Raw genomic sequence first — 12,650 nt, 5'->3', positions numbered from 1 at the left:
ATGAAATCTGAATCAGAAAATATTTTAAAAGGGATTGCTGCAGCACCTGGTATAGCAATATCGAAGGCATTTCTTTACAAAAAAGAAAAAGAAGAAATTGTTAATGATCCAATCACAGATGTAAATGAAGCTCTACAAAATCTTGAAACAGCTCTGCACCAATCAAAAAAAGAATTAAGAAAAATATTTTCTCTTGCTGTTGATAAACTAGGTGAAAAGAGAGCCGCAATATTCGAAGCCCAAATTATGATTCTTGACGATCCGATTCTTGTAGCAACTATTCAAAGTAGAATTAAAAATGAGAAACGCGTCCCTGAATACATTGTAAATGATGAGATTTCTAAATACACAGATCTTATGAACCTCTCGCATGAATCTTATATGAAAGAGCGTTCTCATGATATTGAGGACATAAAGAATAGAATTATTAGAAATCTCAAAAAGAAAAAATGGAAATCCAGAATTACTAATGATGTTGTAGTAATTACTACAACTGTAACTCCATCAGATACGGTTTTATTCTCACGTGTAAATGTTAAAGGATACGTAACGGATTTTGGTGGTTTAACTTCTCACGCTGCGATTGTTGCAAGATCGTTAAATATTCCGGCAGTAGTTGGTCTGCATGATGCAACTAATAGGATTAAAGAAAATGATCTTATAATTATTGACGGATATAAAGGTGAAGTAATTATTAATCCTAACGATAAACAGCTTCAACACTATCAAAAGAAAATTGATAAGCTTACGAAAGAAGATCATGAATTAATTAAACTCCGCGATTTATCTGCAACGACATTAGATGGGAAAGAGATTCAACTGTTGGCAAATCTTGATCTAATTGAAGAGATGGAATTTATTGTACAGAACAGGGCAAAAGGTGTTGGTCTGGTACGCACAGAACAATTGTTCGAAGTCTACGAAACATTCGCTGATGAAGAAGAACAATTCAGTGTTTATAAAAATATTGCGGAAAGGATCTATCCTGAAATTGTAATAATCCGTGCATTTGATATCGGCGGAGATAAAGTTTTGCCTGTTGATCTAAAAGAACCAAATCCGTTTTTAGGCTGGAGAGGAATTCGTTTGTTGTTAGATAATACTCAACTTTTCAAAACTCAAATACGTGCAGTCTTAAGAGCAAGTACACATAAAAATATAAAATTTATGCTGCCTATGATTTCTTCTCTATATGAAATCCGAACTTCAAAAGAAATTATTGATCAATGTAAATCCGAATTAAAAAAAGAAGGGAAACACTTCGATAAGCATATGAGCGTTGGAATTATGATCGAGATTCCGTCCGCAGCTGTGATGATGCAAGATTTTGCTGATGAAGTTGATTTTGCCAGCATTGGTACAAATGATTTAATTCAATATTTACTTGCAGTTGATAGAGGAAATGATATTGTCTCGAATATCTATCAAGAATTTCATCCTGCTGTAGTTAGAACGCTTTACCACATAATTAATAATGGTAAAAAAACGAAAACACCGGTTAGTATGTGCGGTGAAATGGCTGCCGATCCGTTTGCAGTTCCGTTATTAATAGGACTAGGATTGGAATCGTTAAGTGTTTCAGCTTCTGCTATTCCTCACATTAAAAAAATAATAAGAAGCATTGATCTGAAAGAAGTAGAACTTTTGGCAAATAAATGTTTAGAACTCAAGACTGAAAAAGAAATAAACGATGCAATTCATGAGTATTATAACAGAAAAATAAAAAACCAAATAATAAATCTTTATTGAGGATTATAATGAACTTACAAGAAATGATTTCGAAATATGATGTCCATAATCAATTCAAAGTATTAACTGATTCTTATGTGCAGGTGGAATATGCATGGAACAATAAGTTTAGAGTATCATCCGTTAAAACTTCTAAGATCAAAAATATTATTCTTACTGGTCTTGGCGGTTCTGCAATCGGCGGTGATCTTTTACAAAATTATTTGCGCACTGAATTAAAATATCCTTACACCGTTAACAGAAATTACGAACTGCCTCCTTATGCAAATGAAAATACTTTAGTAATTGCATCTTCTTACTCAGGCAATACTGAAGAAACAATTTCAGCATTGAATCAAGCAATAAAAAAGAAATGCCAAATTGTTTGTTTATCAACCGGTGGTAAGCTTGAAGAGATTGCAATGAAAAAGAAAATTCCATTTGCAAAACTTTTAAAAGGTTATCAACCAAGATTTGCTCTTTGGATAAATTTTTTTACATTGCTTAAGATTGTCCATTCATTGAAATTAGTTCCCAGTCAAACTAAGAATGTTAAACAAGTCATCGAGTTATTAAAAAGAAAAGGATTAGAATATTCGAAAGAAAATAATGCTGCATTGAATTTAGCCGAACAGATGCTTGGTTTTATTCCATTGATTTATGCAGTTAGCGATTATACATCTGTTGTGGGAACAAGAATAAAAGGGCAGTTTAATGAGAATGCAAAACATCATGCGTTCTTTGGATATTTACCGGAACTCGATCACAATGAGATTTTAGGTTGGGAAGGATATAAACCTACAATGAATTTAAAATTAATTAATATTCTTGATGAAGATTATCATCCACAAGTTAAGAAACGATTTGATCTAACTTCCGAAATGGTTAGAAAAGCCGGAGCGGAAGTTATTAATCTTACAAGTAACGAAGCGAATGCAAAACTAAGATTGGTTGATTTAATTTATTTAGGTGATTGGGCAACTTTTTACCACGCAGTATTACGCGAATTTGATCCGACAAGTATTGATAGTATAAATTACTTAAAGGCTCATCTTTGATAAAAAATTGGCGGATATATTTACTAGTTATATTTTTAACTCCTCAAATTATTTCCGCCCAATTTTACTTCTTCGGACGTAACAAAGTTCAATACGAAAAATTTAATTGGAAAGTTCTTAAGACTGAACACTTCAACATTTATTATTATGATGACTTTACAGAAATTGCTGAGATAGGTGCTAAGTATGCCGAAGAAGCATTCGAATCCCACAAAACAAAATTCAATCACTACGTAACAAATAAAATTCCTTTAATCTTTTACAACACGCATACACATTTCCAGCAAACAAATATTTCTCCTGGATTTATTCCTGAAGGTATCGGCGGCTTTTTTGAATTTATGAAAGGACGAGTTGTTATTCCTTATCTAGGAAATCTTGCACAATTTAAACATGTGATCAGACATGAGTTGGTTCATGTTTTCATGACAAACAAAATTTATAATGAATTGAACGATCACAGAATCAACACGGATAAAATGCCGCCGCTTTGGTTTGTAGAAGGTCTGGCAGAATATTGGTCGTCCGATTGGGACACACAATCCGAAATGGTAATGCGTGATGCTGTTCTTAATGGAAATTTTATTCCACTTACTGATCTTGAATATCTCGCCGGATACTTAATGTATAAAGAAGGACAAAAATTTCTTGAATTTGTTGGAAAGAATTACGGTGAAGATAAAATACTTGCTTTGTTAGAAAACTTTTGGAGGTTTAATAAATTCACAGATCTATTAGAATTTGTAACCGGTGAAAAAATAAATGATCTTGATAATAAGTGGACCTACGATTTAAGACAAAAATATTTCCCACTATACAAAGAAAACTATCCGCATTTCATTCAAGCAAAAAAAATTACTAATGCCGGTTTCAATTTTGCTCCAAGATTTTTTCAGAATGGTAATAAAAAAGAAATTTATTTCATCGGTAATCATGTCGGTTACACTTCCGTTATGCGGATGGATTATAAACCGGATAGTTCAGATTATGCCGAAGCTGAAGTTTTAATTGAAGGCGAACGTGATGCAATTTTTGAAGCATTCCATCTACTAGAAAATACTTTTTCAGTTTCTTCCAACGGATTACTTGCTTTCATTACAAGAAGCCAAGCTACCGATGTTCTGCATGTTTATTCAGTCAAAGAAGAAAAGCTAATTAATACTTTTCAGTTTGACGGATTGATCAGAATTAAAGCTCCAAGTTTTTCTACAGATGGCAATCAAATCGTTTTTACTGCAACTGATACAAAAGGTTTTAGCGATTTATTTATTTATAATCTAAATACAAAACAACTGACTCGTTTAACTAATGATTATTACGAAGATATTGATCCTACATTTAATAAAGACGGAAGTAAAATAATATTTTCGTCAGACCGAACTGACGGACTTTTTAAGCAAAAGTATAATCTGTTTGAATACGATTTGACTACACATGAAATATCTTACCTAACAAATGTTAACGCAAATATTTCTACTCCGCATTTCTCACCGGATTTTTCAGAGCTCTACTTTACAAGCGATTATGACGGCACTTATAATATTTGGAAAATTCCCGTAAGCGGAGATAGAGCAAACGGAATGACTCAAGTTACAAAGTTCATAACAAGTGTTTATGATTTTTCATTTGTTGATAAGAATACTCTTGTTACTTCCGGATTTGAAAATTTTTCGTTTCAATTTTATTCTCTTGATTTAAATACTACAAAAAACGAAAAGTACGTATCATTTAATTTTGATAATTTAGGATCGATGTGGACTTCTGATAGGATCAAACTAACTGCCGAGTATGACCGACTTAAATATGAAAAGGAATACAATTTAGATTATGCAGTTAGTCAATTAGTAACCGATCCGGTTTACGGAACAAGAGGCGGTGCGTTATTAAGCTTAAGCGATCTCTTAGGCGATGAACAATATGTATTTTATATTTCTAATACAGCAGAAGTACAAAGTGAGATTCTGAAAAATTTTAATTTATCACTTGCCCGTGTTAGTTTGAAAGATAGAACAAATTACGGTTTCGGGGTTTTCAACTATTCGGGAAGACGCTACGATATTAGAGAGTCAGACGAATATTTTTACGAAAGAGTTTTCGGTGGTTACATTTCTCTTGTTTATCCGTTCTCAACATTCCAGCGTCTTGAAGCTGAAATGGATATTGCAAATTCTGATAAAGAATTATCCGGAAGTTTCATTACTAGAAAATCTCTTCTGGTAACTAATACTATTTCTTTTGTTCATGATAATGCAATTTGGGTTGCTACCGGTCCGGTTGACGGTTCACGATTTAGATTATTACTCGGCTACACCAGCGATGTGAAATACAGTAATGTAAACTACTATTCCATTATAGCCGATTATAGAAAATATTTCCGCTTAGGTTTAAGAAGCAGCTTAGCAACTCGAGCAGCAATTTTTATTAATGATGGTAAAGAAGCAAGAAGGTATTTCGCGGGCGGAAGTTGGGACTTGCGCGGTTGGAATCTTTGGTCTATACGTGGTGAGAAAATGTGGTTATCCTCTATAGAATTAAGATTTCCGCTTGTTGATCAATTCACTATTAATTTCCCATTCTTAGGTTTATCTTTTTCCCAGATCAGAGGAGCGGTATTTTTTGATGCCGGTGCCGCATGGGATAAAGATTACAAAGAAACATTAGGAAGCATCGGCGCTGGAATTAGAATAAACATATTCAATGTTTTTGCTTTGAGGTATGATATTGGCAAAAAAATTGAAAAAGATTTTACTCAACTACAACAGGGTTTATTTTATCAGTTTTTCTTCGGATGGGATTTTTGAAAAAGACACATATCAAATATATCTCACCATTTATTGTCTTAATTCTTTTAAGTTGTTCTCATTCAATTGTTTTGAAAAATATGATAGTCGGTGGTTCCGGTTATTTTATGTTTGGGGAAAATTCAGAAAGAAAGTTTTTTCAAAATATATCAGTTGAAGACAACATAAAATTAAAATGGTTTGCTGAAACAAATGGTAGCCAAGCTAATACATCTGTTATTATTTATGATAATATTCTTTTTGTTGGAGATTTATCCGGCAAGTTATATGCGTTTGATAGAACCTCAGGCGAAATGTTCGGTTATGAAAAATATTCCGGCTCTCTTTCTATTGCTCCAATCATTAATAATTTTAGAGTATTTATTTTGCTAAATCAGTTCAATGAAAAATATTCAGTACTTAAAATTTTTGATTACGTAAATGGAAAGGTTTTGTTTGAATCAAATCTTTACGGCAGCGTACAAAATGAAATGATAAAATTGAATGATGGTGTTGTTGTGCTTACAGATCAAGGAGAATTAATTAAATTTAATTTTATCGGTTCACGAGAATGGAGTTTGAATATAAAAACTGCAACAAAATCTTCACCCGCATCTAACGGAAACTTAATTCTTTTTGGAAATGAAAAGGGGGAGTTGATCGCAGTTTCGTCTAATACCGGTGAAATAAAATATAGAATAAATATATGTAATGGCATTGAAGGAAATTTTTCGATCGATGGGGATTATGCATACTTCGGAGATAACAGCGGAAAATTATTTTGTGTCTTAGTTAATGATGGGAAAATTGTTTGGACAGTTGATACAAAAAGTAAAATTCTTTCTACCCCGGTTATAAATGAGGATAAAGTATTTGTTGGAAATCTTGCAGGAGAAATATTTTGTATCGATAAATCATCGGGCAAGATAAATTGGGAAATAGAGACCGGCGGAGTGATAAATACTACACCTTTACTTTTCAAAAATTATCTTGTTCAACCTGATCTGAATAGAAAAATTTATTTTATTGATACTAACAGCGGAGAGATAACTAAAACTTATGATTTTGAAAAGAGAGTTAAACTATCTCCTGTTTATTATGACGGCATTTTATATTTAGGTGCCGATAAGGGAATAATTAATGCGTATCAGATCTCAAATAAAGAATAATAATTTAGCACTAACATTTATTGCGGTTATTATATTTTCTTCTGTAAACTGCTTCGCACAGGACTGTAATAGTAAGGTTGAAATTGTTACGAACAAACCTGATGCCCGTATTTATGTTGATACTTTATTAATTGGGAAGGAGAAAGCTGAGGTTAATCTTACCAAAGGAAATCATTTATTATTTATTCAAAATTCCTCTTTTAAATGGGGCCAAAAAAATATTTATGATACTCTTCGAATTCCGGAGTGTGGTAAAGATTATCATTTCAACTATAATATGAAACCGACTGAATATTCTTCCATTCAACCAGACATTTATGAGTATATAAATAAAAACAAAACGGAAAATTTCTTCAGTTCGAATGCTTTTAAGATTTTGATTGGAAGTGCAACTGTATTAGGCGGTGTTGCGGCATATTTCAAGATCAAAGCCGATAGAAAATATGATGATTATCTTCAAACAAAAAATCAATCTACACTTGATGAAGTAGATCATTTGGATCTATACAGCGGAGTGGCTTTCGGATTGTTGCAAATAAATTTTGGTTATTTGATCTATAAGTTTTTAACAGATTAATCTTTGTAAAGATTTGTTTGTAGTGAGTCTTTACGTTTTGGGGTTGAGGTACTACATTTAACACCTAGTTAATTAATATGACAAAATTCAAAGAAACATTTCGCATTGAATCAGCAAGATTAGAAGAATGGGATTACTCAAATCCATGGTGGTATTATGTAACAATAAATACGAAGAATCATGTTAGTTATTTTGGTCAAGTTGAAAATGGAAAAATGATATTCAATAAATTAGGGAAATTAGCTAAGAAATGTTGGGATGATATTCCAATTTATTTTCCCAATGCTGAATTAGATTATTATGTAATAATGCCAAATCATCTTCACGGAATAATTATCATTAACCCAAACGTAGAGACAGGGCATGCCCCGTCTCTACAAAACAAAAAACTTTCATTATCAAATATCGTTGGTTCTTTCAAATCTGCAGTTACACAATCTGCTCGTGATAAAGGGTCTCTTAATTTTGCTTGGCAACCACGGTTTTATGACCGCATAATTCGAAACGAAAAAGAATTATATAACATCAGAAAATATATTGAACAGAACCCGCTAAAATGGGAATTAGAAAAAGATGATTCTGAAAATATCTATGATTTGTTGTAGAGGATGGTAAACGTTGTCTAATAAAAAATATTTGTAGAGACGCGATATATCGCGTCTCCACAGTAAAAATTTCAATGTGCATCCAACCAATTATCGCCAACACCGGTCTCTGCAACCACCGGTACATCTAATGGTAAAGCATTCTCCATAAGTTCTACAATTAACGGACGCAACTCTTCAACCTCATCTTTGTGTGCATCAAATACCAATTCATCATGAACTTGTAAAACCATTTTTGTCTTTGCCTTCCTTTTTTCCAACTCATTATGAATTTTTATCATTGCGAGTTTTATCATATCTGCTGCGCTTCCTTGTATTGGCATATTAATAGCAACACGTGCTTCAAATTGCTGAACAACTCTATTCTTACTATTAATATTTTTTAAATATCTTCTTCGTCCGTAAAGTGTTTCTGCATATTCTTTCTTCTTGGCTTTGGCAATTAATTCATCCATTAACTTTCTTACATTCTTGAATGAAGAAAAATAATCATCAATAATATTTTTCGCTTCTGCCTGCGTAATACCTAATCGTGATTTTAAGCCAAATGGTCCGAGTCCATAAAGAATCCCAAAATTTACTTCTTTAGCTTTGCGGCGCATATCTTGTGTAACATCTTTTGGATCAACTTTGAAAATTAATGCGGCTGTTCTTCGGTGAATATCTTCTCCGGATTGAAACGCATTCATTAATGTTTCATCGTGACAAATACTTGCCATAATTCTTAATTCAATCTGGCTGTAATCTGCAGAAAGAATTACGTAGTTCTTATCTCGCGGCACAAACGCTTTTCGGATTTCTTTTCCAAGATCCGTTCTGATAGGAATGTTTTGAAGATTAGGATCATTACTTGATAATCTTCCGGTTGAAACTGCTGCTTGATTGTAAGACGTATGTATTCTTCCAGTGCTAGAATGAATCAGTAACGGAAGTGAATCTGCATAAGTTGATTTTAATTTTGCTACCTGGCGGTAATCGGAAATAATATCAATGATCGGATGTGTGCCGCGTAAATATTCTAAAGATTTTGCATCAGTAGAATATCCAGTTTTAGTTTTAGTTGTCTGGGGAAGTTTTAATTTTTCAAAAAGTATTTTTTGAAGTTGCTGTGTGGAATTTATATTAAAATTTTCTCCGGCATGTTTTATTATTTCTTTGGAATAGTTCTCAAGCAGAATTTGTAGATCATCACTAAATATTTTTAGACTTTTAGTATCAATTCTTATCCCGGTTCGTTCCATATCTTCCAATACCGGTACAAGAGGGAATTCAATATCGTATGCAAGTTTTTCTAATTTCTCTTTTCTTAGTTGTTTATCCAATAGCTCGTAAAGTCTAAATGTTATATCTGCATCTTCGGCAGAATAATCGGAAAGTTGGTTCGGGTCAACCTCAAATATTTTTTCTGGAGTTTTTTTAGAGCCGATTAATTCAAGCAAGGCGATGGGGCGGTACTTCAAATACTTTTCTGATAAATCATCCATACCGTGTTTTTCATCCGGATCAATAACATAACTTGCAAGCATCGTATCGAAATAAAAATTCTTTACTTCAATTCCGTAATGACGTAGTACTCCAATATCATACTTACCGTTTTGACAGACTTTTTTAATTTTATTATTCTCAAATAACGGTTTAAAAAGTTTTACAAAGTCATCTGTCGGTAAACGATCAGACATATCTGCTGAGAACAGGGAAGAAGATTCAGCAGAAGGATTAGTTGCAACGAAAAATGCTTCTTTAGGTTTTACTGCAAAAGAACATCCGGCAAGATTTACATTCAATGTATCAAGTCCATCTGTTTCAGTATCAAACACAAATAAATCACTAATCGATAATTTCTGTACTAATTCTTTTGCTTCCTTATATGTCAATATAAGTTTGTACCTAACTTTACCTTTATCAAACACAGAGACCTCTTCATTTTCAACTTCTGCAATTGCCACTTGTTTAATTTCTTCTTTTATCTCTGTTGGTTTTTCCGGATTATCTTCTAGAAAAAGTTTTTTAAGTTTGTTTGCAAATGATTTGAATTCTAACGCACCAAATATTTTTAGAAGTTTTTCAATATTTGGGTTATGAAATTTTGCTTCATCAAAATTCATATGGAAAGGTGTGTCTGTCTTAATCGTTGCAAGTTCTTTCGAGAGGAATGCATTCTCTTTGCTTTCTGTAAGTTTGTTAACAATACTTGCTTTATCAATCTGATCTAAATTTTTATAAATGTTCTCAAGTGTTTTAAATTTCTGAATAAGTGGAACAGCGGTTTTGGGACCGATTCCCGCAACTCCCGGAATATCATCGGATGAATCTCCAACCAGAGCAAGATAGTCTATCATTTGAATCGGTTCAAAACCCATTTCTTCTCGTACTTTATCTTCATCAAGAATTACGATCTCATCAGTTGATTTACCCGGTTTAACAACTCTGATATTTTCAGAGATTAGTTGAATGTAATCTTTATCCGGAGTGATAGCATAACAATCAAATCCTTGTTTCTCAGCTTCTTTAACTGCTGTGCCGATTAGATCATCGGCTTCGTAACCTGGTAAAATATAAATTGGAATGTTAAACGCTTCAATAATTTCTTTGATCCTTTGAATTTGCGGGATCATATCCTCAGGCATTGCTTGGCGTGATGATTTATAATTCTCATATCTTTCATGTCTAAAAGTTTTTTCTTTAGAATCAAAACCAACTGCCAAATAATCAGGTTTAGTGTCTTCAATAATTTTGAAGAGTTGATTAAGAAACCCAAACACTGCAGATGTTGGTTCGCCGGCTGCTGTTATAAGAGGACGGGAAATAAATGCATAGTATCCTTTGTAGGCAAGTGCCATAGCATCAATAATCACGAATTTTCTCTTTATTGAATTGCTGCTGTCATTTGATTTTTTAACGGTGACCATCTTAACTCGTTTAGTTATTTTGGTTATATTTTCGATAGAGAATATAGTTACATTCACACAATATCTACAAAACAATAGGAAATTCTTTATGCGGATATTTTTAAAAGTATCTTTCATACTTGTTCTTTTTCTTCCATTAATTTCGAATTGTCAAAATGTTCAGAGAGATTCATTTTACATTGCGAATTGGAACGTGGAAAATCTGTTTGATACAATTCATGATCCTGTAAAAGATGATAAAGAATTCTTACCGGATTCACCACGTCAGTGGAACGATGAAAAATTTGAACAAAAACTTACCAATCTTGCTAAGGTTATTAATTATATGAACAACGGATGCGGCCCGGATATTTTAGCTGTTGAAGAAGTTGAAAACATAGTCGTTCTCAAAAGATTGATATATAAATTAAGAGACAGAGATTATATGATTGCTCATCGCGATTCTCCGGACGCAAGAGGAATTGATGTGGGACTGCTCTATGATAGGAGTATATTTGATATTGATAGTTTAGCTGCAATTCATGTTGAACTGCCTGATCACAATCCGACTCGAGATATTCTCCATGTTGTTTTGATTCATAAAAAAAGTAAAGAAAAAGTCCATGTTTATGTTAACCATTGGCCTTCGAGAAGAGGCGGAGAACAAAAATCAAATATCAATCGTGTTACAGCGGCAGAAGTATTAAAAAGCAGTTTGGATACATTAGCATCTACTGCGCCGAAAAGTAATGTAATTATTCTTGGCGATTTTAACGATGAACCTAATAATGAATCTATTGAACAGCATTTAGGTGCAAAAGATTTTAATTGCGGCAGTAAAACTAATTTAACATTTGTAAATCTGGCTTATAAGAAATTTTCGAATAAAGAGGGTTCTTATCTTTTCGGTGGAAAGTTCGATATGATAGATCAAATAATTATTTCTACAACTTTTTTAGATGGAAAACATATTGAGTATGAGTGTAATTCATTTGATATTATAAAACCGCCATTTATGATTTCACAAAAAGGAAATCGAGAGGGAGGCGCAATTCCAACTTTTAACGGAAATATTTATGTAGGCGGTTATAGCGACCACTATCCCGTTGGTGCAAAATTTAGAGTGAAAGGGAAAAAATGAAATCCGAAAGGGTATTTCTTTTATTTGGCGCTTCCGGCGCTTTGGGAAGAACTGCAGTAGATTTTTTCCTAAATCAAGATTATGATCAATATTATTTCTTTACCCGAGAGAAATATGATTTGAAATCTTCCAACAAAAAATATGAGATGATTTTAATTTCAGATATGGTAAAAGAAGAAAATGTTGCAAAAGCTTTTCAAAATGTTATTCGTAAAGAAGAAGCAAATTATTTTCTATTTAGTACAATCGGCGCTTATATAGGTGGTGAACCAATAATAGATACTCAGTATGCAGATTTCTTAAAAATGCTTAACATAAATCTTTGTACTGCATTTTTAATATCAAAACATTTCTCTAAGCTAACTCAAAATTCTAACGGCTCTTCGATATGTTTTACAAGTGCACAATCAAGTTTATATCCGGAAGAAAATAGAGCAGCTTATAATATTTCCAAACATGCACTTAATTTTTTAGTTAAGACACTTTCATTTGAAGGGAAGAGAATTAATTTAAGTGCTAACGCTGTTGCCCCGTACATCATTGATAGTGCTGCAAATCGTGAATGGGTCGAAGATACTACACAATTGGTTACTACTTCTGAAATTTGCAACATAGCTCATTCATTTTTCCAAAACTATAAAACCGTTACCGGAAATATTGTTGAACTTCCAGGAAGTATCGGTTGAAAAGGTTATTTTGTTTAG

The 12,650-nt window shown here is 32.8% G+C and carries 9 protein-coding genes; 8 read left to right on the top strand and 1 reads right to left on the bottom strand.

All coding sequences use genetic code 11. From position 1 onward, the window contains the following. From ptsP to NTZ27_03330, 6 genes are all read left to right on the top strand, one after another. The gene (ptsP, locus tag NTZ27_03355; protein MCX6173773.1) at positions 1-1,749 is read left to right on the top strand and encodes a phosphoenolpyruvate--protein phosphotransferase; all 1,749 of its coding nucleotides are present in this window, start codon (positions 1-3) and stop codon (positions 1,747-1,749) included. A gap of 8 nt (positions 1,750-1,757) precedes the next feature. Beyond that, positions 1,758-2,786: a bifunctional phosphoglucose/phosphomannose isomerase gene (locus NTZ27_03350; GenBank protein ID MCX6173772.1), complete on the top strand. Its 1,029-nt coding sequence runs from the start codon at positions 1,758-1,760 to the stop codon at positions 2,784-2,786. Then, positions 2,783-5,587, top strand: coding sequence for a hypothetical protein (locus NTZ27_03345; GenBank protein MCX6173771.1), 2,805 nt, complete (start codon positions 2,783-2,785; stop codon positions 5,585-5,587). The genes NTZ27_03350 and NTZ27_03345 overlap by 4 nt, the downstream gene beginning before the upstream one ends. Then, positions 5,584-6,735 carry a PQQ-binding-like beta-propeller repeat protein gene (locus NTZ27_03340; protein ID MCX6173770.1) on the top strand — a complete coding sequence of 384 codons (1,152 nt, stop codon included), beginning with the start codon at positions 5,584-5,586 and terminating at the stop codon, positions 6,733-6,735. Before NTZ27_03345 ends, NTZ27_03340 begins: the two co-directional genes overlap by 4 nt. After that, on the top strand, positions 6,707-7,312 hold the full coding sequence (locus NTZ27_03335) for a hypothetical protein (GenBank protein ID MCX6173769.1): 606 nt from the start codon (positions 6,707-6,709) through the stop codon (positions 7,310-7,312). The genes NTZ27_03340 and NTZ27_03335 overlap by 29 nt, the downstream gene beginning before the upstream one ends. 77 nt (positions 7,313-7,389) lie before the next feature. After that, positions 7,390-7,917, top strand: coding sequence for a hypothetical protein (locus NTZ27_03330; GenBank protein MCX6173768.1), 528 nt, complete (start codon positions 7,390-7,392; stop codon positions 7,915-7,917). A 71-nt stretch (positions 7,918-7,988) separates the two neighbouring features. Here NTZ27_03330 and polA read toward each other — a convergent pair whose 3' ends face one another. After that, complete coding sequence (polA, locus tag NTZ27_03325; GenBank protein MCX6173767.1) at positions 7,989-10,826, bottom strand: DNA polymerase I; 2,838 nt, start codon at positions 10,824-10,826, stop codon at positions 7,989-7,991. Positions 10,827-10,914: 88 nt separating this feature from the next. On the opposite strand from polA, the gene NTZ27_03320 reads away from it, so the two are divergent. Together NTZ27_03320 and NTZ27_03315 are read left to right on the top strand one after the other, a co-directional pair. Beyond that, positions 10,915-11,946: a hypothetical protein gene (locus NTZ27_03320; protein MCX6173766.1), complete on the top strand. Its 1,032-nt coding sequence runs from the start codon at positions 10,915-10,917 to the stop codon at positions 11,944-11,946. Next, positions 11,943-12,632, top strand: a complete 690-nt coding sequence (locus tag NTZ27_03315; protein ID MCX6173765.1) for an SDR family oxidoreductase — start codon at positions 11,943-11,945, stop codon at positions 12,630-12,632. Before NTZ27_03320 ends, NTZ27_03315 begins: the two co-directional genes overlap by 4 nt. Positions 12,633-12,650 lie beyond the last annotated feature (18 nt).

The organism is Ignavibacteriales bacterium (assembly GCA_026390775.1).
Classification (GTDB): domain Bacteria; phylum Bacteroidota; class Ignavibacteria; order Ignavibacteriales; family Melioribacteraceae; genus Fen-1258.
Note: the sequence above shows the minus strand (reverse complement) of the source record. Positions and strands in the feature narration are given on the sequence as shown.

What these genes read in the sequence shown, in the direction of transcription:
- NTZ27_03330 (MCX6173768.1), top strand. Translation starts at nt 7,390, where the DNA reads ATGACAAAATTCAAAGAAACATTTCGCATTGAATCAGCAAGATTAGAA.
- NTZ27_03350 (MCX6173772.1), top strand. Translation starts at nt 1,758, where the DNA reads ATGAACTTACAAGAAATGATTTCGAAATATGATGTCCATAATCAATTC.
- ptsP (MCX6173773.1), top strand. Translation starts at nt 1, where the DNA reads ATGAAATCTGAATCAGAAAATATTTTAAAAGGGATTGCTGCAGCACCT.
- NTZ27_03315 (MCX6173765.1), top strand. Translation starts at nt 11,943, where the DNA reads ATGAAATCCGAAAGGGTATTTCTTTTATTTGGCGCTTCCGGCGCTTTG.
- NTZ27_03320 (MCX6173766.1), top strand. Translation starts at nt 10,915, where the DNA reads ATGCGGATATTTTTAAAAGTATCTTTCATACTTGTTCTTTTTCTTCCA.
- NTZ27_03335 (MCX6173769.1), top strand. Translation starts at nt 6,707, where the DNA reads ATGCGTATCAGATCTCAAATAAAGAATAATAATTTAGCACTAACATTT.
- polA (MCX6173767.1), bottom strand. Translation starts at nt 10,826, where the DNA reads ATGGTCACCGTTAAAAAATCAAATGACAGCAGCAATTCAATAAAGAGA.